General features: G+C 56.0%; 18 protein-coding genes. 16 read left to right on the forward strand and 2 right to left on the reverse strand.

The genetic code is table 11. The annotated features are described in order from the left end of the window. Positions 1 to 133: 133 nt before the first annotated feature. From lon to QT231_RS13500, 6 genes are all read left to right on the forward strand, one after another. Positions 134 to 2,599, forward strand: a complete 2,466-nt coding sequence (lon, locus tag QT231_RS13475; RefSeq protein WP_308337375.1) for an endopeptidase La — start codon at positions 134 to 136, stop codon at positions 2,597 to 2,599. 166 nt (positions 2,600 to 2,765) lie between these two features. Continuing rightward, a complete protein-coding gene (locus tag QT231_RS13480) occupies positions 2,766 to 4,934 on the forward strand; it encodes a methyl-accepting chemotaxis protein (RefSeq protein ID WP_308337376.1) in 2,169 nt (722 codons plus the stop codon). A 168-nt stretch (positions 4,935 to 5,102) separates the two neighbouring features. After that, positions 5,103 to 7,259: a methyl-accepting chemotaxis protein gene (locus QT231_RS13485; RefSeq protein WP_308337377.1), complete on the forward strand. Its 2,157-nt coding sequence runs from the start codon at positions 5,103 to 5,105 to the stop codon at positions 7,257 to 7,259. A gap of 204 nt (positions 7,260 to 7,463) precedes the next feature. Then, on the forward strand, positions 7,464 to 9,308 hold the full coding sequence (gene ilvD / locus QT231_RS13490) for a dihydroxy-acid dehydratase (protein WP_308337378.1): 1,845 nt from the start codon (positions 7,464 to 7,466) through the stop codon (positions 9,306 to 9,308). 55 nt (positions 9,309 to 9,363) lie between these two features. Further along, positions 9,364 to 10,419, forward strand: a complete 1,056-nt coding sequence (locus QT231_RS13495) for an oxidoreductase (protein ID WP_308337379.1) — start codon at positions 9,364 to 9,366, stop codon at positions 10,417 to 10,419. A gap of 372 nt (positions 10,420 to 10,791) precedes the next feature. Further along, positions 10,792 to 11,409: a DUF6036 family nucleotidyltransferase gene (locus QT231_RS13500; protein WP_308337380.1), complete on the forward strand. Its 618-nt coding sequence runs from the start codon at positions 10,792 to 10,794 to the stop codon at positions 11,407 to 11,409. Between the two features lie 510 nt (positions 11,410 to 11,919). Here QT231_RS13500 and nudE read toward each other — a convergent pair. Further along, complete coding sequence (gene nudE, locus QT231_RS13505) at positions 11,920 to 12,561, reverse strand: ADP compounds hydrolase NudE (RefSeq protein WP_308337381.1); 642 nt, start codon at positions 12,559 to 12,561, stop codon at positions 11,920 to 11,922. Between the two features lie 77 nt (positions 12,562 to 12,638). Between nudE and yrfG the strand changes: the two genes are divergently transcribed. From yrfG to QT231_RS13530, 5 genes are all read left to right on the forward strand, one after another. Further along, positions 12,639 to 13,331: a GMP/IMP nucleotidase gene (gene yrfG / locus QT231_RS13510; RefSeq protein ID WP_308337382.1), complete on the forward strand. Its 693-nt coding sequence runs from the start codon at positions 12,639 to 12,641 to the stop codon at positions 13,329 to 13,331. Continuing rightward, a complete protein-coding gene (gene hslR / locus QT231_RS13515; RefSeq protein ID WP_308337383.1) occupies positions 13,328 to 13,717 on the forward strand; it encodes a ribosome-associated heat shock protein Hsp15 in 390 nt (129 codons plus the stop codon). Before yrfG ends, hslR begins: the two co-directional genes overlap by 4 nt. Before the next feature lie 69 nt (positions 13,718 to 13,786). Then, positions 13,787 to 14,662, forward strand: a complete 876-nt coding sequence (gene hslO, locus QT231_RS13520; RefSeq protein ID WP_308337384.1) for an Hsp33 family molecular chaperone HslO — start codon at positions 13,787 to 13,789, stop codon at positions 14,660 to 14,662. A gap of 301 nt (positions 14,663 to 14,963) precedes the next feature. Next, positions 14,964 to 16,520, forward strand: coding sequence for a phosphoenolpyruvate carboxykinase (locus tag QT231_RS13525; protein WP_308337385.1), 1,557 nt, complete (start codon positions 14,964 to 14,966; stop codon positions 16,518 to 16,520). A gap of 128 nt (positions 16,521 to 16,648) precedes the next feature. Then, positions 16,649 to 17,857, forward strand: coding sequence for an alpha-hydroxy acid oxidase (locus tag QT231_RS13530; protein WP_308337386.1), 1,209 nt, complete (start codon positions 16,649 to 16,651; stop codon positions 17,855 to 17,857). A gap of 364 nt (positions 17,858 to 18,221) precedes the next feature. Here the strand turns inward: QT231_RS13530 and QT231_RS13535 are convergent, their stop codons facing one another. Then, positions 18,222 to 19,082 carry a LysR substrate-binding domain-containing protein gene (locus tag QT231_RS13535; protein WP_308337387.1) on the reverse strand — a complete coding sequence of 287 codons (861 nt, stop codon included), beginning with the start codon at positions 19,080 to 19,082 and terminating at the stop codon, positions 18,222 to 18,224. 121 nt (positions 19,083 to 19,203) lie between these two features. Here QT231_RS13535 and QT231_RS13540 point away from each other — a divergent pair, with 121 nt between their 5' ends. From QT231_RS13540 to QT231_RS13560, 5 genes are all read left to right on the forward strand, one after another. After that, on the forward strand, positions 19,204 to 19,434 hold the full coding sequence (locus tag QT231_RS13540) for a DUF1127 domain-containing protein (protein ID WP_308337388.1): 231 nt from the start codon (positions 19,204 to 19,206) through the stop codon (positions 19,432 to 19,434). A 112-nt stretch (positions 19,435 to 19,546) separates the two neighbouring features. Then, on the forward strand, positions 19,547 to 21,913 hold the full coding sequence (locus tag QT231_RS13545; RefSeq protein WP_308337389.1) for a Tex family protein: 2,367 nt from the start codon (positions 19,547 to 19,549) through the stop codon (positions 21,911 to 21,913). Positions 21,914 to 22,094: 181 nt separating this feature from the next. Next, a complete protein-coding gene (gshA, locus tag QT231_RS13550) occupies positions 22,095 to 23,738 on the forward strand; it encodes a glutamate--cysteine ligase (protein ID WP_308337390.1) in 1,644 nt (547 codons plus the stop codon). After that, positions 23,735 to 24,235 (forward strand): disulfide bond formation protein B, encoded by a 501-nt coding sequence (locus QT231_RS13555; RefSeq protein WP_308337391.1) that lies wholly within the window; start codon positions 23,735 to 23,737, stop codon positions 24,233 to 24,235. Before gshA ends, QT231_RS13555 begins: the two co-directional genes overlap by 4 nt. A 27-nt stretch (positions 24,236 to 24,262) precedes the next feature. Next, on the forward strand, positions 24,263 to 25,129 hold the full coding sequence (locus QT231_RS13560; protein WP_308337392.1) for an alpha/beta hydrolase: 867 nt from the start codon (positions 24,263 to 24,265) through the stop codon (positions 25,127 to 25,129). Positions 25,130 to 25,299: the final 170 nt, after the last annotated feature.

The following is a 25,299-nucleotide window of genomic DNA, read 5'->3' on the forward strand; positions in this document are numbered from 1 at the left end:
TACCTATGCTCGCAGGGAGCGTTGTTAAACCACTTGTTCTACTCCCCAAGGGTTGAAGTTTTGGCGCACTGCCCGCATTCCATGGTCAACGCTAGGCGGTTCTCTCCGCCGGTACCGGTTCATTGGAGGATGCATGAGCGACCAGGATTACGAACGTGATAATGAACACCTTGATTGGCAAACTGACGATGAACAGTCATCCTCAACCACGACTGATGAGAAGGGGAATCAGGACTTTCGTTCAGACGGCGAACGGGTAAACTCCCTGGTACCCGCCAGCGAAATGCTGCCCGAGCGTATCTACCTCCTGCCTATCCATAATCGACCTTTTTTCCCTGCCCAGGTGCAGCCGCTGGTGGTTAATCGCGAGCGCTGGGAAGAGACCATGCGTCGCGTGGGTAACACGCCGCACCACACGCTGGGTGTTGCCTTTGTGGGGGAGCAGGGCGTCACTTCGCTTGATCACGAAGGTTTTCCAGAGATCGGCACCGCGGTTAAAGTGCATAAACTCAAGGGCGAAGACGACCAGATCCAGTTTATCGCTCAAGGGTTGCAGCGCTTTAAAATTACCCGCTGGCTCTCCAAAGAGCCCCCCTACCTAGTCGAAGTCACCTATCCGAAAGAGCCGGTCGACGCGGAAAACGAAGAGACCCGCGCTTACGCCATGGCGATTATCAACGGCATTAAAGAGCTGCTGCCAATTAACCCGCTGTATGGCGAAGAGCTCAAGCACTACCTCAACCGCTTCAGTCCTCATCAGCCTGGCCCGTTGACCGATTTTGCCGCCGCGATTACTTCCGCCAAAGGCCCCGAACTCCAGGATGTGCTGGCCACCCTGTCAGTGGAAGAGCGGATGCAGAAAGTGCTGCCGCTGCTGCGTAAAGAGATCGATGTGGCACTGCTGCAGGGCGAGATCAGCGAGCAGGTAAACGCGCAAATGCAGGATCGCCAGCGCGAGTTCTTCCTGCGTGAGCAGCTCAAGGTCATCCAGCGAGAATTGGGTATCTCCAAAGATGATCGCGAAAACGACGTGGATACCTTTAGAGCGCGTTTGGAGTCGCTGGTGGTGCCTGAGCGTGTTCAGTCGCGCATTGACGATGAGCTCAATAAACTTAGCGTGCTGGAAACTGGCTCGCCGGAGTATGGCACCACGCGTAACTACCTGGATTGGCTGACATCGCTGCCCTGGGGAGTGACCAGCCAGGATCAGTTGGATCTACCCCATGCTCGTCAAGTGCTGGATCGTGACCACGACGGCCTGAAAGACGTGAAAGAGCGTATTATCGAATTTCTGGCCGAGGGCACTTTTAAAGGCGACGTAGGCGGCTCGATTGTGTTGCTGGTCGGCCCGCCAGGGGTGGGTAAAACCTCCATCGGACGCTCGATCGCCGAAGCCCTGGGGCGTCAGTTCTACCGCTTCTCGGTCGGTGGTATGCGCGATGAAGCGGAAATTAAGGGGCATCGGCGCACCTACGTGGGCGCTATGCCCGGCAAGCTGGTACAAGCCTTTAAAGAAGTCGAGGTTGAAAACCCCGTTATCATGCTGGATGAGATCGACAAGCTGGGGCAGTCCTTCCAGGGCGACCCTGCCTCGGCGCTGCTGGAAGTGCTCGATCCTGAGCAGAACGTCGATTTCCTCGATCACTATCTTGATGTACGTATGGATCTCTCCAAGGTGCTGTTTATCTGCACCGCCAATACCCTGGATTCGATCCCAGGGCCGCTGTTGGATCGTATGGAGCAAATCCGCCTCTCAGGCTATATCGCCGAAGAAAAGCTGGCGATTGCCAAGCATCACCTGTGGCCAAAGCTGCTCAAGCGCGACAACCTGACGAAAAAACGCATCAGTCTGTCTGATGCGGCCTTAAAGCAGGTGATAGAAGGCTACGCCCGGGAAGCCGGGGTACGTCAGTTGGAGAAACAGCTTCACCGTATTGTGCGTAAATCGGCCGTCAAGCTGCTCGAAGAGGAGGACGAAACGGTCAAAATTTCGGTTAAAAACCTGGAGGAGTTTCTGGGGGCGCCGATCTTCCGTAAAGAGAAAGTGCTTACCGGTGAAGGGGTGGTGACTGGCCTGGCGTGGACGTCCATGGGCGGGGCAACGCTGCCCATCGAAGCGGGCAAAGTGCACTCGCTGGATCGCGGCTTTAAGCTTACCGGTAAGCTCGGTGAGGTGATGCAGGAGTCTGCTAATATCGCCTACAGCTATACCCTGGGTCACCTACAGGAGTATGGCGCCGATGCGGACTTCTTCGACTCAGCCTTTGTCCACTTGCACGTACCCGAGGGCGCTACGCCCAAAGATGGTCCTTCGGCCGGTGTCACCATGACCACCGCGCTGCTGTCACTGGCCAAGCACCATGCGATTGACCGGCCTTTGGCGATGACCGGCGAGCTAACCTTAACCGGTCAAGTGCTGCCCGTTGGTGGCATTCGTGAAAAAGTCATTGCTGCCCGCCGCAGTGATATTTTTGAATTGATTCTGCCCGATGCCAACAAGCGCGACTACGAAGAGTTGCCGGACTATCTGAAAGAGGGCGTGACGGTGCACTTTGCCAAGCGCTACCGTGATGTGGCCAATGTGGTGTTTGGCCGCTAATCAGCGGTTTATATAACCTCTTTAAAACGTCATTCCCTCCACTAACAAGCGTCTTACGAAAGTAAGGCGCTTTTTTACGCTTGTTCACTGGCTTGTCGGCATGATCTATAGCGATAATGACTTCTGCTTTAATAAAAATTAAGAATATCTAATTCTTGGAGAACGAATGCGCAACAACCAGCCCGTCACTCAACGCGAGTATGTCCTAAGCGAAGAAGCGGTACTTATTTCCCGCTCGGATTTAAAAGGCAACGTGACCTATGCCAATCCCACCTTTGTTGAGGTCAGTGGCTACAGCCGTGAAGAGCTGATCGGCGCTCCCCATAATCTTCTTCGTCACCCTGATATGCCTGAAGCTGCTTACGCAGATTTCTGGAAAACCATTCAGGCCGGGGTCACCTGGCAAGGCGTGGTCAAAAACCGCCGTAAAAATGGTGACCACTACTGGGTGCATGCCACGGTCGCCCCACTGCGGGACGGTGAGCGAATCGTTGGCTATACCTCAGTGCGTCGTAAAGCCGCTGGAAAGGCGGTTGCCCGTGCCGAAAAAATCTACGCTGAAATTCGCGAAAAGGGCAAATCCCGCCACTATGCGCTAGCTCATGGCACGCTGCGACGTAAGGGCTTGACCGGTATGCTGTCGCGTTTTCAGTTCTCTAGCCTGAAAGCCAAGCTCACCAGTATGGTGGTGGTCTCGTTGCTGCTGCTCTGCTTTTCGGGCGGATTGGGGGTATACGCGGTGATGGTCTCCGGCGAACGGCTGGAAACACTTAATCGGTCAGGGTTGAGTGATGTTGCCTCGCTACAGCATATCGAGCGCTACATTGGTCAAACGGTTGAAACACTGGAGCCTGCGGTACGCAGCCCCCGCCGGGCTGACCTGGAGGCTGTCAACGCGAATATTGACCAATATATCAATGCCATGCAAACGCTGTGGGCGGATTATTATGTCGATGATGCCGTCAATGTTGAAGCCGCCCAGACCTTTGATAATGCGCTGACTACCTGGACAATCGGCGTGCAAACCAGCCTGGTGGCGATTGAGGAGGGGAATGGATTCGCGGCCTTTGAAGCCTTTAATGACGTGGTGGTGCCGACCACTGACTCCCTGCGCGAGATGAATCAAACCCTGGTCGATCAGGTGCGCGCCGATGCCGAAGAGCTAGTTAGTCAGGCGCAAGGCGGGCGTCAACAGCTGCTAATAGCGCAACTGGTGCTGTTGGCAGTGGGCTTTTTGGTCATGATCGGTCTAAGCGTGATGATTCTGAAATCGGTGTTTCGCAGTCTGTCCGGCGCGCGCTATATCACCTTTCAAATTGCCGCGGGTAACTTGGCCGCCCGAGAGCGACGCCAAACCAACGATGAGTTGGGTGAGTTACTTTATTCCCTGGACACCATGCGCTTTAGCCTTTCCAGCATCGTGGGCGATGTAGAGAGCCGTGTCTCGGTCGTCACTCCAGCGATTCAGCAGATAGCCGCTGAAAACGAAGAACTCTCTTCGCGTACTGAGCAGCAGGCATCGTCGCTTCAACAGACCGCTTCCAGTATGGAGGAGATGACCTCGACGGTTCAGCAGAACACCGATAATGCCCGCCAAGCCACCGACCTGGCGGTACAAAATGCGGCCAGTACCCGGGAAACGGGGAAGCAGATGCAGCAGTTGGTGGAACGCATGCAGCGTATCGCCAAGAGTGCCGAAAAGATGACCGAGATGATCAGCGTGATCGACGGCATTGCCTTTCAAACCAATATCCTGGCGTTGAACGCGTCGGTAGAAGCTGCCCGGGCGGGCGAACATGGTCGCGGCTTTGCGGTCGTCGCCAGTGAAGTACGCAATCTGGCTGGGCGTAGCGCGGATGCCGCCCAGGAAATCCGTAAGATGATTGATAGCACCACCCAGGAGGTCAGCGGTGGCCGCAGTGCGGTGGAGCAGGCAGAGCGGGCAATTGAAGAGGTGTCTCAGCAGGTCAGCCGGGTTAGTGAACTCATGGAGTCGATCAGCACAGCCTCCAGCGAGCAGAGTAGCGGGATTGGTCAAATCAACTCGGCGATTGCCGAAATGGATCTTGTCACCCAACAGAACGCCTCCAAAGTGCAGTCGATTGCGGCGTCAGCCGATAACCTCTCCCTTGAAGCCTTTGAACTTGCCAACGTGGTCGATGCGTTTCGTTTGGAAGGCGCCCAGGATGAGAGCATTAAAGAGGCTCGGGCGAAGTTACAGCGTGCTAACCATGCGCTCAGTAAGGCTGCCCAGCGTTTACCTGCGCCTGCCGAGCAGCGTGCTAAGTCACCCGCAACACAGCCACGCGCGGCTGACCAGTGGGAAGAGTTCTAGCCACTAGGCAACGCTTTATGTGCTTGATTTTTCTTTATCCGCTTTAATCGTATGCCACCCTCTGCGGTGGCATATTTCATGCATCACCTCTAATTGAAAAGGCTTAGCGTTAGGGAGCTACTAAGTCTAACGATGGCGCAAGCCTTCAATAAAAAGTAGGGGGTCTAAATGCATAATGCCGAACAAGCAGCATCCGCTGTTTATGAGTTAGCCGACGACGAAGTGTTGATCTCACGCTCGGATCTGCAAGGCAGAATTACCTATGCCAACCAGACATTCGTAGAGGTGAGTGGCTACTCCTTGGACGAGATCATGGGCGAACCCCATAGCCTGTTCCGCCACCCTAGCATGCCCAAAGCGGTTTTTAAGAACTTATGGGAAACCATTGAGGCGGGTAAAACCTGGCAAGGGCTGATCAAGAATCGCCGCCAAACTGGCGAAGCGTACTGGATGCATACCACTGTTGCGCCGCTGCTCGATGGTGAACGCGTGGTGGGCTATACCTCTATACGCCGCAAAGCCGAAGATCGAGCCATTATCCGTGCAGAGAGGGTATATGCTGCCATGCAACAGGGCAAAACCCGTGGCTTCAAGCTCCGTTATGGTGCAATACGCCACACTGGCCTGCGCGGGTGGGCCAAGCGGTTTAGTTTCAGTAGTATGCAGGCCAAGCTAATGGGCATGGTGCTGGCTGCTGTAGTTTTATTGGTCATTGCGGGGGCGGCGGGGGTGTATGGCCTAACCAGTTCCGCTGAACGCTTGCGTACGCTCAATCAAACCGGTCTTGAAGGCATTACCGACCTCCAGCAGATAGACCAGCGGGTGAGTCAAGCGATCCAGGCATTGGAGCCGGCGGTGCGTAACCCTCGCCGTGCGGATCTCGATGTGCTTGAAAGCCAGTTAACCACCATGAGCGACAGCATTGAGCAGTCGTGGCAAGGTTATACCGCTCATCGCGAAACCAGTGGTGTGCAGGAGGGGCTAACAGCACATCTCACCACGTTTATTGAAAGTGCCGAAACCACCCTGACGGCTATTCGAGACGGCAACGGCTTTGCCGCCTTTGAAGCCTTTAATGACAACGTGCAGCCCACCTCTGAACTTATTAGTGACACTATCAACGTATTAGTTGAACAGGAACGAACTGCCGCGCATACGCTGATGGAAACGGCTGAACAGCAGCAACAGGTGCTGCTTTACGGCCAATTGGGTGTTCTGCTGCTGGGGATCCTGATAATGGTAGGGCTGAGTATGGCGGTGCTCAAATCATTGATTAAGTCGCTCAACGAGGCGCGCCGGGTAACGTTCCAAATTGCCGCGGGTAACCTCGCCAACCGGGTGACCTTAAAGCGTAATGATGAGCTGGGTGAGCTGCTCAATTCGCTGGAAACAATGCGCGCTAGCTTATCGGGGCTGATCACCGAGGTGGGCAATAAAGTGGATGTGGTGACCCCCGCTTCTGAACATATCAAACAGCAGAATGAAGACCTGGCGTCGCGCACCGAGCAGCAGGCGTCCTCGCTGCAGCAAACCGCTTCTAGCATGGATCAAATGACCGCGACCGTGCAGCAAAACAGCGAAAACGCCCGCCAGGCCAATCAGTTGGCCATGCAAAATGCGACGACCAGCCGAGAAACCGGCGAGCGCATGCAGGCGCTGGTAGAGCGTATGGAACGTATTGCTGAAAGTGCCGATAAGATGACGGATATTATCAGCGTCATCGATGGGATCGCCTTTCAAACCAATATTCTGGCGCTGAATGCCTCGGTAGAAGCCGCAAGGGCAGGCGAGCAGGGACGTGGCTTTGCAGTAGTGGCTAACGAGGTGCGCAATTTGGCCGGGCGCAGCGCCGATGCCGCTGGCGACATCCGCCGCTTAATCGACGCCTCCTCTGAGGAGATCAACGGCGGCGCTCAGGCGGTAAGAGAGGCCGAAGCGGCGATTGAACAGGTCGTTACTCAGGTGATGAAAGTCAGCGATATTATGGAAGAGATCAGCACCGCGTCCGATGAACAGAGCAATGGCATCGCCCAGATTAATACTGCTGTCGCGGAAATGGATCATGTCACCCAGCAGAACGCCTCCAAGGTACAGTCGATTTCCAGCGCTGCTCAAGACCTCACACGCGAAGCGCTTAGCCTCGCCAACGTTATCGCTGCCTTTCGCTTGGAAGGTGCTGCCGAGGAGAGCAGCGAGACTGCCCGTGAGCGCTTGCTCAAACAGACAGGGATGGCGGCCATGCCATCATTATCAGCAGCTTCTCAAGCGTTAGCCTCGCCACAAGCCCACCCATCTCTGCCTACGACTCTTGCTCAGCCAGCCTAAACGCCTGGGCAACCATTGATGAATCCGCGCCATGGAGGGCGCTCCCCTCTCTAATTACATCTAGTCTCTTCAACTAACCCTGCATCTAGTCTCTACGCATCGCTCATGCCACAATCTAAGGCCGCTGGATTGACACTAGCCCACGCCTTTTATGCGGAGGGCTGATAAATAACAGAACGTGAAAAGTAGAGAGTAGAGGAAGCCATGCCAGAGTATCGCTCACGTACCACCACCGCTGGCCGCAACATGGCCGGTGCCCGCGCGCTATGGCGCGCAACGGGTATGCAGGACGGTGATTTCCAAAAGCCGATTATTGCAGTCGCCAACTCCTTTACCCAGTTTGTGCCGGGCCATGTGCACTTAAAGGATATGGGCCAACTGGTCGCACGTGAGATTGAGAAAGCCGGTGGCGTCGCCAAAGAGTTCAATACCATTGCGGTAGACGACGGTATCGCCATGGGCCACGACGGCATGCTCTACTCGCTGCCTAGCCGCGACCTCATCGCCGACAGCGTCGAGTATATGTGCAATGCCCACTGCGCCGATGCGCTGGTGTGTATTTCCAACTGCGACAAGATTACCCCCGGAATGCTGATGGCCGCTCTGCGCCTCAATATTCCGGTTATCTTCGTTTCTGGCGGCCCCATGGAAGCGGGCAAAACCAAGCTGCTCAACCACGGCCTGGATCTTGTCGATGCCATGGTCATGGCTGCCGACGACAGCGTAGACGATGAAACCCTGGCGGAAGTCGAGCGCAGCGCTTGCCCCACCTGCGGCAGCTGTTCGGGGATGTTTACCGCCAACTCGATGAACTGTTTAACCGAGGCGTTGGGTCTAGCCTTGCCCGGCAACGGCACCGTGCTGGCGACCCACTCGGATCGCCGCCGTCTATTTGAAACCGCTGGTCATCGCATTGTTGAGCTGGCCAAACGCTATTACGAAGGTGAAGAAGCGCACCTGCTGCCCCGCGCCATTGCCTCCAAGGCGGCGTTTAAAAACGCCATGACCCTGGATATCGCCATGGGTGGCTCTACCAACACGATTCTGCATTTCCTGGCGGCGGCCCAGGAAGCCGAGGTGGACTTCACCATGGCGGATATCGACCGCCTCTCCCGTGAAGTGCCTCAGCTGTGCAAAGTGGCGCCCAATACCCAGAAGTACCATATCGAAGACGTTCATCGGGCCGGCGGTATTATGGCCATTCTAGGCGAGCTAGATCGTGCCGGGGTGCTGGATACTTCGGTGCCCACCGTGTATGGCGATAGCCTCAAAGCCGCGCTGGATGAGTGGGATATCATGCGCTCGCCCAGTGCGGAAGTTGTTGAGTTTTTCAAAGCCGGGCCGGGGGGCGTTCCCACCCAAACAGCGTTCTCGCAAAGCGCCCGCTGGCCGAGTCTGGATGGCGATCGCGCTACCGGCTGTATTCGCGACCTTGAGCACGCCTTCTCCCAGCAGGGCGGCTTGGCCGTACTCTACGGCAATATCGCGCTGGACGGCTGCGTGGTCAAAACCGCCGGTGTCGACGACTCGATCCTGGTGTTTGAAGGCCCCGCCCATGTGGTGGAGTCCCAGGATCAGGCTGTCGCCGATGTGCTGGCGGACAAGGTCAAAGCGGGCGATGTAGTGGTAATTCGCTACGAAGGCCCCAAAGGCGGCCCCGGTATGCAGGAGATGCTCTATCCGACGTCTTATCTCAAATCCAAGGGGCTAGGCAAAGCCTGTGCGCTGCTGACCGATGGGCGCTTCTCGGGCGGCACCTCCGGGCTCTCCATTGGTCATGTCTCTCCGGAAGCTGCGGCAGGTGGCGCGATTGGATTGATCGAGCAGGGCGACCTGATTCGTATCGATATCCCCAACCGGACGATCAACGTCCAACTGACGGATGCTGAGCTGGCGGCTCGCCGCGAAGCAATGGAAGCCAAAGGTGTCACTGCCTGGAAACCCATCGAACAGCGCCCCCGCAAGATCACCCCAGCGCTTAAGGCTTATGCCCTGTTGGCGACCTCTGCTGATAAAGGGGCAGTTCGAGATCTAAGCAAGCTCGACTGATACACTCAACTGATGTACGCAGTTAAATCAGGAACAGGCCCAAGTAAGGAATCAAATGAAGGCGATTATTAACGTTGGATTAGTTGGCTACGGTTTCGCTAGCCAAACCTTCCACGCACCGCTGATCCAGGCCACGGAAGGCCTGGATTTGGTGGCCGTGTCGTCAAGCGATGCTGCCAAGGTAGAGGCGTCACTTCCCAATGTTGAGGTTGAGAGCCAAGCGTTGGCGCTATGCCAGCGTCCTGACATTGATCTGATTGTTATCCCAACCCCTAACGACACGCACTTTTCGCTCGCCAAGGCAGCCCTAACGGCGGGCAAGCACGTGGTGGTCGATAAACCCTTTACGGTCTCGCTGTCTGAAGCAAAGCTGCTCAAAAAGTTGGCGGATGACAAAGAGTGCCTATTGTCGGTGTTTCACAACCGCCGTTGGGATAGCGATTTTCTGACCATTAAAGAGCTGCTCGCGGCGGGGACATTAGGTCGGCTGGTCAATTTTGAATCCCATTTTGACCGCTTCCGCCCGGAAGTTCGCGACCGCTGGCGCGAGAAGGCCACCCCCGGTGGCGGCATCTGGTATGACCTAGGCCCACACCTGCTGGATCAAGCCTGCGAGCTGTTTGGTATGCCCCAGGCTATTCTGCTGGAACTCGGCGCATTGCGGGATGGCGCCAAGGCTGACGATGACTTCCTGGCGCTGCTCGACTACGAAAGCTTTCGCGTAACTTTGGCAGCAGGCACGCTGGTGGCGGAACCGACGCCGCGCTTTCGGATCAATGGCACCCAAGGCAGCTTCATAAAATACGGCTTAGACCCTCAAGAAGATCGTTTAAAAGCAGGCGAATTGCCGACATCCCAGTGGGGCGAAGATACTCAACACGGCACCCTGACGCTGCGCGAAGGCGAGGGGGAAAACGCCCCGCTAACGCGTCGGGAGCTGCCAACCCTGCCGGGCGATTATCTGGCGTATTATCAAGGTATCACCGCTGCTATCCGCGATAAGGCGCCGCTACCGGTCAGCGTCGACGACGCTTTGCGCTCAATGGCCCTGCTGGAAGCAGGCCTCGACAGCCACCGCCAACGGCGCTGGATCGCATTGAAAAATCATTGATGTGAGGCGTGAGGCGTGAGGGGTTGGAGTGCCTAGTTTAGTAGCGCGGCGTAAGCGTCAGCGCACCCGCGGGAGCAGCGCGAAGCGGTGCCGGGGTTGGTTCCATGCCATTGGGCGTCGTTCCGCCGCCTCCCGCGGGTGCCTCATTCGCTCGTGCCTCGCGAGATTCGTTACCACGCGCTACGGTACGTGCTCGAAGCTGAATCTTTGGGTTTCGTAGCGTGGCGTAAGCGTCAGCGCACCCGCAGCGGCGGCCCGGCGCGAAAGCAGCGCGCAGCGGTGCCTGGGTTAGAGATCACTACTACCATTAGGTTTGTTAAGCTAGTCCCAATCGCTGTTGCAGTGTTCGTTACGGGCTTTTTAGGGGGAAACATGCCGATAGAACCTGGTGAATACCCAATAATTGAGCCCAGTACAGCGTTAGGGCGTGCGCTCGTCGAGTTTTTTGATGTGCTTGGGCCTGTGTATGCAAGTGGCGAGAAAGGCATATTTCAAGTGATTGTATTTGGAGGCTGCGCGGTTCACATTCATTCTCAAGCGCGAGGAAGTGCGGATATAGACGCCGAGGTTGCATCACATGGTTTGGCCAAAAAAGCCGATATCGTGGCGCTTCTGGATGAAGACACCTATGTGTTCACCAATGAAGATGGTGTGGTGCAAATGCTAGAGCTAGATGCTAGCTTCAATACGACGTTGGCTCCTCTACACGAAGATTACGAGGATCGCGTCATTCGCTTGGTGGCACAAAGCAATGTCCCCAACGTAGAAGTCTACGTCGCAAGTGCGCTTGATGTGGCAATTACCAAACTTGGCCGTTTTGGTGACCGTGATCAAAATGATATCCAAACGTTGCTGCAGCTCCCTTATATAAACATCGAAGAATTTGAACGGTTAGCTCGAGAAGCAATAAGCTACTATGTGGGTGATGAAACTCGCATTCTGGGTAACCTTAAGGTGATGCTAGAAGACTATCATGGTAACTGGGGTTAATTATGGAAGCTTCTGTTAAGCGCAAACTGCTATACCGAGTGGGGGTTTGCTCGCTTGAAAAGGCGGTTGAGGACGTTAAGCGACTTGCAGAATCCATCTGGTATAAAGGGTATCGGCCAACGTGGGCTGAGCTCGAGGCACTCCGTCACATGATGCCTCGTGAGGCATTTCAGCGTTCACTTTGTGTGCTTGAATTGCTTAGCCAGTATCCTGTCTGCTGCCGAGATACTGCACGACATCTGCAGCAGTTGACCCGTCGATACCACCATCAGTTGCTGGGGGATGAAGATGTACGTCCCCAAGGCAGGTATTCTCCTAGCCAGCGATGGGGGCTAACCGATACTACAATTTCGCTTCGCAAGGCGCTGCTGCCACTGCAAACGCGCATCTATGCTGATGCGAAAGCAGATCGACATGGTTTAAGTGCATAGTGGGTATAGTACAAACTCCTCGACAGTGGAGTGGCCCAAAACAGCACTAACACCTTACCACTTACTCTTCACCACCCAATCAAAGCAAATCCGGCTCGTTATTACGTTTCTCTTCCCGCAACCTGTCCCGGGCGATATAGAGCGCGGCGATGGCGCGGGCTTCGTGGAAATCCTCGCGCAGTAGTAAGGCCGGGAGCTCCTCGATGGCATGGGTTTCCACAATTAACGGCTCGGGTTCATCTCCCGGCAGTCGCTTGGGGTAAAGGTCGGTGGCGAGGAGTACTTGCATGCGGTGGCGCATATAGTTGGGCGCCAACGAAAGCTCGACCAGCGGTTCAATACGGTGCGCGCCAACGCCACACTCTTCCATTAACTCGCGGTTGGCCGCGGTAATAATATCTTCACCGGGGTCGACCAACCCCTTTGGCAGAGTAAGCACATAATCTTCAAACCCCGCGGCATATTCGCGGATCAGCAGCACGTGGTCGGGGTCGGGCATCGCCACCATCATCACCGCACCGCGGTCAGCGCCGGTTAAACGCTCAAATTGGCGCTCTTCCCCATTAGAGAAACGCAAATCAAGTGACTCAATCTGGAATAAACGGCTTTGGGCCACGCTTTTGCGAGCCAAAATCTGCGGCTTTTGCTGATAATCGGAGCGCTTAACGCTGCCATCTTCTGAGTTATTGAAGATGGGACGCGTTGGGGGCAGAGTAGACATAAAAGTGGGCCTCCATGGCTGGTAAAAGGCGGTTAAGCTACAATAGCACGCTTACTCCTAACGTGACTGGAGCGGCAATGATTGATTGGCGCGAGATAGACACCGTCCTCTTGGATATGGACGGCACGCTGCTGGATTTACACTTCGACAGCCACTTTTGGCTGGAGCACCTGCCAAGACGCTACCGAGAACTGCACCAGTTGGATGAAGCCTCCCAGGAAGCGCTGCGCGCACGCATTATTGGCGAGCAGGGCACCCTGAACTGGTACAGTCTGGCGTACTGGAGCCGCGAATTAGGCGTGGATATTGTGGCGTTGAAGCGCGAAGTCCAGCACCTGATTGGCCTGCGCAGTGACGCGCTGGATTTCCTCAAATGGCTAAAACAGGCCCACCCGAGGGTAATACTCGCCACCAATGCCGATCGTGCAAGCCTTGCCTTGAAGCTACCGCTCACCGGCTTGGAGAGCTATCTGGACGCTATTGTCTCTTCCGAGGACGTGGGAGCAGCCAAAGAGGAGCAGGCGTTCTGGTTTGCTTTGCAGGAGATGGAAGCCTTTGATCCCGCGCGCACGCTGTTTATCGATGACAATGTCCGGGTGCTAGAGAGCGCTCGCGAATTTGGTATCAAGCATTTGCTGGGTATTAAACAGCCCGATAGCCAGCGGCCTGAGAAAGAGCTACAGGAATTTATAGCCCTCGACCGCTTTGCTCACCTGCTGCCTGAACAGTTGCCTGAGCCATTGTCTGAAATCCAAGGAGTGCCTAAATGAGCGAAAGCGTACGCTTGGACAAATGGCTCTGGGCCGCGCGTTTTTTTAAGACCCGCGCGCTGGCCAAAAAAGCCATCGAGGGTGGGAAAGTAAATTACAACGGCGGTCGCGCTAAAACCAGCAAGCAGGTGGAACTCGGTGCGCTGATTCGCGTGCCCCAGGGCTGGGAGATTTTGGAGGTAGAAGTATTATCCCTCTCTGATCAACGCCGCGGCGCGCCAGAAGCGCGCACGCTGTATGCGGAAACCGAAGAGAGCGTGCAGCGTCGTGCTAAAGAGGCCGAAGCAAGGCGCCTCACGAACGAGGCGATGCAGCATCCCCTTAAACGCCCCGACAAAAAGCAGCGCCGTGATATCCAGCGTTTTCAGCGAAACCAGGGCGAATAAGCCCGCTTTATCTAACCCTCCTTTATCTAGCCACCGTCAACGTCTTAATTAATATTAGGTTTTCCGACTATGTCCGATCAAATTCAACGCTTTATGTTCGATCACACCAATGTCCGCGGCGAGATCGTCACCCTGGCGGCCGCCTATCACGAAGTGTTGGATCGCCACGCTTACCCACCGGCCGTCAATGAACTGCTGGGCGAACTATTAGCCGCTGTGGCGCTGCTCACCGACACGGTCAAGTTGGATGGCACGCTGAGTATCGAAGTACGTGGACGCGGCGTTCTGTCACTCTTGATGGCCGAATCCAACCCCGGTGGTGAACTGCGAGCGATTGCCCGCATAGCGGAAGACGCCGCGCTGCCCAGCGAACATGCCAGCTTTCGCGAACTGGTCGGCGAAGGGCAGATCGTGATTACCCTCGACCCCCGCGAAGGTAATCGCTATCAAGGCATCGTGGCGCTGGATCAAGAGTCTCTGGGCGGCTGTTTGGAAGCCTATTTCAGCCAATCCGAGCAGCTACCAACCCGCCTTTGGTTGGCAGCTGATGAAAAACGAGCGGGTGGGTTACTGCTACAGCGGTTGCCAGAAGAGTCACAAAACCAGGATGTCGATGCCTGGGATCGCAGCGTACAACTAGCCGATACGATTAAAACAGAAGAGCTGCTGGGTCTTGAGCAGCGTGAGGTGCTATACCGCCTTTATCACGAAGAGACCGTGCGCGTTTTTGAACCCAAGGCGCTGCGCTTTGGCTGCACCTGCTCACGGGAACGCATGAGCTACGCATTACACTCGCTGGGTAAGGAAGAACTGCGCGATATTTTGCACGAACAGGGGGCTATTGATACCCAATGCCACTTTTGCCACACGAAATATCACTACACAGCAGCGGATATTGAAACTTTGTTGGACGACCCCGAAGCGCCGTCGCCCACTATTCATTAACTATGTAGTCGAAAGCGTGTGTCAGGGCGACTACCCGTCGTACTAGGAGCGCCATTGTATTCAATGATTTTGGCGATTCTTGCAAACGGCTGTTTGAATTTTTACTGCGTTGCAACACAAAATGTAGTGCCTTTGTAGTAGTTTAACTACAAGATATTTGATCTTCGCCCCCGTTTCCTGGGGGCTTTCTTTTTGCCATAATGCGCCGGACTTCAGCGCGCCCAGCCGGTTTTTCAGTGGCTGGGATGAACATTAAGGCGTCGGTGACGCCCGGTAAATCGAGAGAAGCCCAGGAATCGACATGACCACGACTCAAGCCGCTCCCCAATCCCACGTTAATCTCAGCAGCGCCGAACTGATCGAGCGCGCAGTGGCACGTGGCGAAGGCCGCCTCTCAGCCAACGGCGCCTTGGTAGTCAATACCGGCCTGCGTACCGGCCGTTCACCGAAAGACCGTTATATCGTCGACGAGCCCTCCACTAGCAGCCAAATCGATTGGGGTAACGTTAACCAGCCCTTCGACGCCGCCAAGTTCAACGCCCTGTGGGATCGGGTTAATGCCTACTTGGTCAGCCAGGAGCATTTTGTCTCTGAACTGCACGTGGGCAGTGATTCCACTCACTACCTGCCGGTGCGCGTCACCACCGAAACTGCGTGGCAAAATCTGTTTGGCCGTACCATGTTTGTTCGCCCCCAGGCTTACAACCCAGCGGTTAAAGACGAGTGGACAATTGTTAACGCCGCAGGCTTTGAGTGCGATCCTGCCCGCGACGGCACCAACTCTGATGGCTGCGTGATCATCAACTTCGCGGATAAAAAAGTGCTTATCGCGGGCATGCGCTATGCTGGCGAGATGAAGAAAGCCATGTTCTCGGTGCAGAACTTCCTGCTGCCAGCCGCCGATGTACTCCCCATGCACTGCTCGGCGAACGTGGGTGAAGATGGTGAAACCTGCCTCTTCTTCGGCCTCTCCGGTACCGGTAAGACCACGCTTTCTGCGGATCAGGCGCGCTTTTTGATCGGTGACGATGAGCATGCCTGGGGTGACGGCATTGTCTTCAATATGGAAGGCGGCTGCTACGCCAAATGTATCGATCTTTCCGAGAAGAACGAGCCGGTTATCTGGAACGCCATCAAGTTTGGCACCGTACTGGAAAACGTGGTGCTGGATGACCGCCGTGAGCCTGACTACGCCGACGACAGCCTGACCCAGAACTCCCGCGCCGCTTACCCGCTAGAGCACGTTGAGAAGCGCGTAGCGGAAAATCTGGCTGGCGAGCCGAATGCCATCGTATTCCTGACCTGCGATATGTCCGGCGTACTGCCCCCGGTGTCGGTTCTTTCCAAAGAAGCCGCGGCGTACCACTTCCTATCAGGCTACACCGCCAAAGTGGGCTCTACCGAAATGGGCTCTTCTGAAGGCCTGGCGGCAACGTTCTCTACCTGTTTCGGTGCCCCGTTCTTCCCTCGTCCTGCCCGTGAGTACGCAGACCTGCTGATCAAGCGTGTCGAGAAAAAAGACGCCCAGGTCTACCTGGTTAACACTGGCTGGACTGGTGGTGCTTTTGGTGAAGGTGGTGCACGCTTCTCTATCCCGACCACCCGCGCCATCATCAGTGCGATTCAGTCCGGCGTGCTGCGCGACATCGATACCAAGCATATCGACGGCCTTAATCTGCAAGTTCCCATCGCCGTGCCAGGCGTCGATTCCAGCCTCCTCGACCCGCGTGAAACCTGGCAAGACCGTGATGCCTACGACCGCCACCTCAAAGACTTAGCGACCAAATTCGTCGATAACTTCAAGAAATTCGAAGGCGTCAACGAAGCAATCATTAAGGCGGGCCCTCAGCTAGGCTAAGATTCAGTTGAGCTAAGCACTTATAATGGGGCAGCGCTACGGCACTGCCCCATTTTTTTGACAGCGTTTTTTGGCTATCGGCGGTGCGTGGTTGAAGGTGCGTGATTGAAAAAGCTAAGGAGCCTAACGTGAATTTCTGGACTCAAAAAAAACTTGCCAGTATTCATAATCTACACGATGTTGAGCGGCTGGCACGGCGCAAGCTGCCCAGGCCAATTTTTGGCTATATCGATCATGTCGCCGAGGATGGACGAACCCAGCGCACGAACCTGACCGCTTTTGATGAGTACCAATTCTTGCCTAAAGCGTTTGTTAACGTTGCGCAAATTGATCTGCACATAGAGCTTTATGGCAAACGCTACGCCGTGCCTTTCGGTATTGCCCCCATGGGGATTAGTGCGCTCTCGACTTACCAGGGGGACTTAGTGCTGGCGCGTGCAGCGGCGGCGCGTAACCTGCCAATGATTATGAGTGGATCTTCGCTGGTACCCATGGAAGAGGTGGCCAAAGTGGAGGGCGCCGACTGGTTTCAGGCGTATCTGCCGGGAACCCCCGAAGGTATCGAAGCGCTGCTTGCGCGTATCCACCGGGCAGGCTTTAAGAAGCTGGTGGTAACGCTCGATTACCCGGTTCCCCCCAACCCCGAGCATCTTCGCCGCTCCGGCTTTTCCTCGCCGCTGGAACCAAGCCTGCGTTTAGCGTTCGATGGGTTGGTGCGCCCAGGCTGGCTATGCAATACCTTTCTACGCACCTTGTGGAAGCACGGCATGCCGCACTTCGAAAACAATTACGCCGAGCGGGGCGCCCCAGTCATATCTCGCCAAGCCGCACGGGATTTTTCGGGGCGGCGCCATTTTGACTGGGGCTACCTCGATCTAGTGCGGCGACTATGGCCCGATGTCTTGATCGTTAAAGGCGTGCTTAACCCTGAGGATGCGGTACGTGCTCAGCAGGCGGGCGTCGACGGCATTATCCTTTCCAACCATGGTGCCCGCCAGTTGGATTGCACCATCTCCCCGCTCCAGGTACTGCCAGAAATTAAGCGTCGCGTTAGCGATATTCCGATTATGATCGACAGCGGCTTCCGGCGAGGCACCGATGTGATTAAAGCGCTGGCGCTAGGGGCTGATTTTGTCTTTGTCGGGCGCCCCTTCAACTACGCCGCCGCCTGCGCGGGGCAGGCCGGGGTAGAGCATATCGCCGACCTTTTACAGCGAGAGATTGAGCGCAATATGGCGCTGCTCGGCCTGACCAGCCTCTCACAGCTGGATCGCGCCTGCCTCTATCAACCAAAAAATGGTGAAGCATTGTCGCCAATGCCCAAAAACATCAGTTGATGATGCAACCGTGCAGATCCGCACAACGCTATTTTAGTGGATGCGAGATTTAGTAGCGCGTGGTAATCCTCCTGTGCACCCGCAGCGGCGGCCCGGCGCGGAAGCATCGCGAAGCGGTGCCAGGGTTGGCGTGGTGCCACCGGGCGTCGTTCCGACGCCTCCCGCGGGTGCCTCAAACGCTCGCTGAACTCGCGTTCTCGTTACCACGCGCTACAAGTGCAGGCAAGCAGCTGAATCGGTAGGTTTTCGTAGCGCGTGGTAAGCGGAGCGCACCCACAGCGGCGGCCCGGGGCGAAAGCATCGCGAAGCGGTGCCGGGGTTAGGCTGAAGTGTCATTGGGCGCCGTTCCGTCGCCTCTAGCCGATCAAAGCCTAAACCCTTCAACAATATGCTCGGCCAAGCTATCAATAATGGGTGATTGGGTGGAGGAGGTGCGCTGCAAAATGATGGATGCTTCCGGCAAATCGGGGAAACCTTCCTTGGTGCCCAATATCTGCATATCGGCAGTGACCAGGCTATGCATCCAGGCAGAAACGGCCAACCCCGCCCCTACAACTGCCTGCAATGTCGCCAGGCTGGGGCTGCTATAAGCAACTCGATAGGCCCGGCCTGCACGGTCAAGCGCATTGCAGGCGTGGCGACGACAGAAGCAGGGTGCCTCAAACATGGCAAGGGGTACCGGCGACTGCAAATGACTGCTATGGCTCTCAGCTGAGACCCATACCGTCGCTTCCCGCCTTAATATAGTGCCAATCTCGTCGCCTATCTCCCGCGTCATGATGATCAGATCCAGGCTGTCTTTGGGCTGCTGGGAGAGTACCGAAGAAGGCGCGCAATGCACATCTACATCCACCAGCGGCCAGGCTTGGGAAAAGGTTTTCAGAATGCCGGGCAGAAAACGCATTACATAGTCATCCGGTACACCCAGGCGCACACGACCCACCATATCGGGCTGGCGTAGCAGCGTCAGCGCCTCTCCCTGCAGCGATAGAATTTTGCGCGCATAGCCCAGCAGCGTATGGCCTTCGCTGGTCAATTGCAGCGGTTTGCTTTGGCGCACAAACAACGGACGCTGAATAACGTCCTCTTCCAGCCGCTTAATTTGCATGCTCACGGCGGATTGCGTGCGGTTCACTGTTTGGGCCGCACGGGTAAAGCCGCTTTGGTCAACGATGGCAACAAAGGTACGTAGCAGCTCGTGATCGATGGTGGGTAGCGTCGCCATAGAGATCAATCTTGTTGATGTTGTTCATAAGGAGTATTCGTTGGATTGATTGTAGTTGTTGCTCAATACTTCTTTCAACGCTTATTTGATAGGCCGTGTTAAGCGGCTAGAGGAGTTTGAAATGGAGTGCTCAGTCGCAACTCATCAAAACGCGCAGCATCGACAGGCGCAGCAGTGTGGTAGCAAAGTAACCTGGCGGGAAAGGCTTTATCGCTGGCGTCAACTGCGTCGCGAGCGCTATGCGCTGCGCCATCTAAGCGACGACATGCTGAAAGATATTGGCCTTAGCCGCGAAGCCGTTCAACGCGAATCGCATCGACCGTTTTGGGATGACCGCGGCTGGCGCCGCTAGCAAGCGATCTCAGGGCTATGTTTTCAGGGCCAGGTTTAAGGTCATGCCAGCCGTGGCGGGTTTGTGATACCTTGTTGGCACTAAAAAATGCTGCATGAGTTAGTTGCAATTTATGGATGTCAATCAGCGTATTATTTCCCGCTTGGCCACTGAGTTAGGTGTACGTCCTGAGCAGGTCTCAGCCACGGTGGAGCTACTGGACGGTGGCGCCACCGTGCCGTTTATTGCCCGCTATCGTAAAGAAGTCACCGGCGCGCTGGACGATATCCAGCTGCGCCAGTTAGATGAACGCCTGCGTTACCTGCGCGAGCTAGAAGAGCGCCGCGCCGCAGTACTCGCCGCCATAGACGAGCAGGGCAAGCTCGATGCCACGCTGAAAGCCAGTATTGACGCCGCCGAGACCAAGCAGCGCCTGGAAGATCTCTACCTGCCGTTCAAGAAAAAGCGCCGCACCAAAGCACAGATTGCCCGCGAAGCAGGGTTAGAGCCGCTAGCGGATGCGCTGCTTGCCGACCCAAGCCTTGACCCTGAAAGCGAAGCCGCCAACTATCTGCGCCCGGCAGATGGCGATATCCCCGCCATTGAAGATGCCAAGGCTGCCCTGGATGGCGCCAAGCAGATATTGATGGAGCGTTTCGCTGAAGACCCCGAACTGATTGGCCAACTGCGTGAGCGGCTATGGCAAGAGGGCGAGCTAAGTGCCCGGGTGCTGGATGGCAAACAGCAGGAGGGGGCCAAGTTCTCCGACTATTTCGAGCACGATGAAAAACTCGCCAAAGCACCGTCACACCGCGCCCTGGCCATGTTCCGGGCGCGCAACGAAGGCGTGCTAAGCCTGTCGATTCGGCTGCCCGGCGAAGAGGAAGCCCCCGTCCACCCCGCTCAAGTCGCGATTGCCAAACAGTTCGGCATCAGCGATCAAGGCCGCCCGGCGGATAAATGGTTAGCCGAAGTGGTGCGCTGGACGTGGCGTGTAAAGCTCTACACCGCTCTGGAAACCGAGCTGCTGGGGCGCCTACGCGAACAGGCTGAATTAACGGCGATTGAAGTGTTCGCGGCCAATCTTAAAGACCTGCTGCTGGCTGCCCCAGCGGGGCAAAAAGTCACCCTAGCCATCGACCCCGGCCAGCGCACCGGCTGTAAGGTCGCGGTGGTTGATGCCACCGGGCAGTTTGTCGACCACACGACTATCTATCCTCACGCGCCGCAAAACCAATGGGACGCCGCCTTGAACGTGCTGGCTAAGTTGGTGAAACAGCACGGCGTCGAGCTGATTGCCGTAGGCAACGGCACCGCCAGCCGGGAAACCGATAAGCTGGCGGGTGAACTGCTCAAGGCGCTGGCGCCCGCCCATCGGCTAAGTAAAGTGATGGTTTCTGAAGCAGGTGCCTCCGTGTATTCCGCTTCTGAATATGCCTCACGTGAAATGCCCGATCTCGATGTTACGGTGCGTGGTGCTGTCTCTATTGCCCGACGCTTGCAGGATCCGCTGGCCGAGCTTGTCAAAATCGAACCCAAGTCTATCGGTGTGGGTCAGTATCAGCACGATGTTTCCCAGGTGCAGTTGTCGCGTAGCCTTGAAGTAGTCATTGAAGACTGCGTTAACGCCGTGGGCGTCGATCTCAACACCGCTTCCAGCGCACTGCTCTCTCGGGTAGCCGGGCTGAGTACTGCCCTAGCCGAAAATATCGTTGCCCAGCGCAACGTTAAAGGCGCCTTTAAAAGCCGTAAAGAGCTGTTAGAAGTGAGTCGCCTGGGCGCCAAAACCTTTGAGCAGTGCGCCGGCTTCTTGCGTATCCATAATGCCGACAACCCCTTGGATGCCAGCGCGGTTCACCCGGAAGCCTACCCACTGGTAGAGCGTATTGCTAAGCAGAGCGGCCGTGAAGTACGCGGCTTGATTGGCGATAGCGCTGCGCTGAAAACGTTAAAGCCCGCCGATTTCGCCGATGAGCGTTTCGGCGTGCCCACGGTCAGCGACATTCTAAAAGAACTGGATAAGCCCGGCCGCGACCCGCGTCCTGAGTTCAAGGCCGCTGAGTTCCGCGAAGGGGTCGAAACCCTCAACGATCTCAAGCTCGGCATGGTGCTCGAAGGTACCGTGACCAACGTCACGCACTTCGGCGCTTTTGTGGATATTGGCGTCCATCAGGATGGCCTGGTGCATATCTCGGCGCTATCGGATCGCTTTATCGACGACCCGCGCAGTGTGGTCAAGGCGGGAGACATCGTCACCGTTAAAGTCATGAGCGTGGATATTCCCCGCAAGCGGGTAGGCCTGTCGATGCGTCTGGATGATCAGCCAGAGGCTGAAAACGCGGCTAATAAGAACGATGCTAATAAGAACAATGGCTCGCCTAAAGATCAGCGTAACACCAACCGCAAGCCGTCTCGGAACCAACGTAACAGCGCTAAGCCTGACGAGGCCCCCATGGGCGCCCTAGGCGCTGCGTTACTAAAAGCGCGTAGCGGCAAATAGCCACGCGCCTTGAAAGAAACGGTAGCTTGAAAAAAACGGTAGCTTGAAAAAAACGGTAGCTTGAAAAAACCATGGTTGCCGCCATATCCTGTTTTCAATTTTGAAATAACGATGATGGCGATGCCACCTGACTACACCAAAGCCCGCTCACGGCGGGCTTTACTGACAAGGAGTGTTCACCTTGCCTGAACCACTCACTGTGCCATCTGCGCTGACTGCGCAAGTCGAGCGCCTGATACCCAGTGCGCGCCTTGGTCGGTTGGGCCGCCTGCGTCGTGGGCTTGAAAAAGAGGGGCTGCGGGTCAATGCCGATGGGCACATTGCGCAAACGCCGCACCCGCACGCGCTGGGCTCCAAGTTAACTCATCCGCATATCACTACTGATTACTCAGAGTCACTGTTAGAGTACATCACGCCGGTTTACTCCCAGCCGGGTGAAGCGCTGTGTTTTCTGTCTGATCTGCACACTTTTACCTACCAGCACCTGGAAAACGAGTGGATCTGGCCCGGCAGCATGCCTTCTCGGCTTTCTGGCAATGACAGCGTGCCGATTGCCGACTACGGCAGCTCTAACGTCGGCACCATGAAGCATGTTTACCGTAAAGGGCTGGACATGCGCTATGGCCGTATCATGCAGGCGATTGCCGGTGTTCACTACAACGTATCGCTGCCGGATGATATGTGGCACGGCCTGCGTGAGCTTGAGAAAGCCACCAATATCCCGTTCAACGATTACCGCTCCACCCGCTATTTCGGCATGATTCGCCACTTCCGTCGCCATAGCTGGTTACTGCTTTATCTATTTGGTGCATCACCAGCCATTGATAAGAGCTTTTTGCCTGACGACAAAAAAGTGCCTGAAAAGCTGCACTCCCTAAGCGACGATACCTACTACGCGCCTTACGCGACGACGTTACGTATGTCGGATCTGGGCTACCAGAACAAGGTGCAGTCGCAGCTTAAAATCTGTTTTAACTCGCTCTCAAACTACGTTAACACCCTACGTCACGCCATCTCTTCACCGTGGCCCGACTATGAAAAAATGGGTGTAAATGAGGGTGGCGAGTGGCGCCAGCTGAACGCCAATATTCTCCAAATCGAAAACGAATACTACAGCGACATTCGCCCCAAGCGGGTCGCCAAGCATAATGAAACGCCCAGCCAGGCCCTTGAAGCCCGCGGCGTGGAATACATTGAAGTACGCTGCTTGGATCTCAATCCCTTCGACCCCCTTGGCGTGACTGAAGAGCAGATGCGCTTTGTAGATACCTTTTTGATGTGGTGTCTGCTTAGCGACAGCCCGTGGATCTCCGACGAAGAGTGCGATCGTCTGGATGACAACCGTCGCTGGGTGGTTGAGCGTGGTCGCGACCCGGAACTTCAGTTATTCAACCACGGTGAAACCACCTCGGTGCGTGAGTGGGGCGAGCAGATATTTGCCGAGATGGGCGAAGTCGCCCGCCTGCTGGATGCTGTCGAGGAGGGAACACCGCATGCCGATGCCTTGGCAAGCCTTGCGCCACGCCTGGCAGACCCTTCGCTTACGCCCTCTGCCCAAGTGCTAGAGCGTCTCAAAGCGAACGGCGGCTCGCTAAGTGATTTGATGCTTAGTCTGGCCAAAGAACAGGCGGAGCAGCTAAAAGCTGCCCCCATGCAGCGCTGTCGGGAAGCACTGTTAGCTCAGTTGATTGAGACCTCTCACCAGCAACAGCACGATATAGAAGCCGCTGACCAGGAGACCTTTGAAGAATTTTTACAGGTCTACTTCACCAAAGCGCGTGAGTCCCGCGCTCTTTCGGCGCTGCCAACTGAGGTTCGTCAATGATTCTGCACTCCTTTCGCTCGGTGGCTTTGGCCGGTTTAGCCTTCTGCGTGTTAATGATGGCGGTGGCCCTGGGCCTCGAACACATCGGCGGTTATGAACCCTGCCCTCTGTGCATCTTTCAGCGTGTGGCGGTGATCGCTGCGGGCATCGTATTTGCCATAGCCGCTATCCATAGCCCGGCAGGGCGGGTTGGTAAAGTTGTTTACGGGCTGCTGGCGTTGGTCGCGGTGGGAACGGGCGCCTTTATCGCCGGGCGGCATGTGTGGCTACAAGGCTTGCCCGCAGATGAAGTACCTTCCTGCGGCCCAGGGCTGGATTACATGATGGATATTCTGCCCATGCAGGACGTCGTTGCCATGGTGCTAACGGGGTCTGGCGAGTGCGCCAATATCGATTTTTCCTTGTTAGGCCTCTCACTACCTGCCTGGACGTTGATCGGTTTTGCCATTCTGGCAATCGCGCCGCTGCGTATGCTGTTGATGAAAAGCCGGGGTTAGTAGGGCGTCAGCGATAAGGAGTGCGACATGCTTTATCAACATTTTGCGACTCAAGAAGAGATCGATCGTGCCTACGACCCGATGATAGGTCGCGACCCGGCGGTGTTGGTAAAGGATTGGCGTGAGCGTAGCGAGACCTCGCGCACACGCCACCGGGTAAGTCTAGATGTCCCTTACGGGCATTCGCTTACTGAACGCATGGATATCTTTCATGCCGATGCATCTCATGTCGATAAGCCCCAAGCCCCTGTTCACGTATTTTTCCATGGGGGCTACTGGCGCTCGCTGAGTCATCGTGAATTTAGCTTTATCGTTGATGACTTGGTCAAAGCCGGTATCACGGTGGCAGTGGTCAACTATGCGCTCTGTCCGCAAGTACGCTTTAGCGAGATTGTACGTCAGGCTCAGGCTGCCGTGGCCTATGTTTACACCCATGCCGCTGAGCTAGGTGTTGATCCTGAACAGTTGAGTATTTCGGGGCATTCGGCAGGTGGGCATCTCTGCGCCATGCTGATGTCAACGGACTGGGAGGGCACCTTTGGCTTATCGAACCAACTGATTCGCGGCGCGCTATGTGTGAGCGGACTCTACGATCTGCGGCCTTTCCCCTGGTCGTGGCTGCAGCCCAAGCTTCAGCTAACCGGTCGCGATGTGCAGGAGTTCAGCCCGCTATGGCTGCCGTGCCGAGTGGGAGCTGCGGTGAAACTAGTAGCAGGGGGTCTGGAGTCAAAAGAGTTTGAGTGCCAGATGAGCGCCTACAGCGAGCATTTGAGCGAGCAAGGCCAAACAGTTACTCAGCAGCTAATCCCCGACGTCGATCACTTCTCGATTCTTGAGCACTATCTTAACGATGACTGTTTTGTTGAGTGGATCAAAAGTTTTCATGGGTTATAAGAACACGCCTTAGCTCTGAGTGGAACGCAATAGCCTTCCGCGGGGGCGCTGTGAACCCATATATGGTCTCCTCCCTGCTTGCAAGGCTTCGGTCATCGATGCAGGAACAGGTTGCTGCCATATATCCGGCCTGTGCATGAGGCGTCGTCTCCTGGCGCCTCTGGCCCCGA

This window comes from Halomonas sp. SpR1 (assembly GCF_031010175.1).
Classification (GTDB): Bacteria; Pseudomonadota; Gammaproteobacteria; order Pseudomonadales; family Halomonadaceae; genus Vreelandella.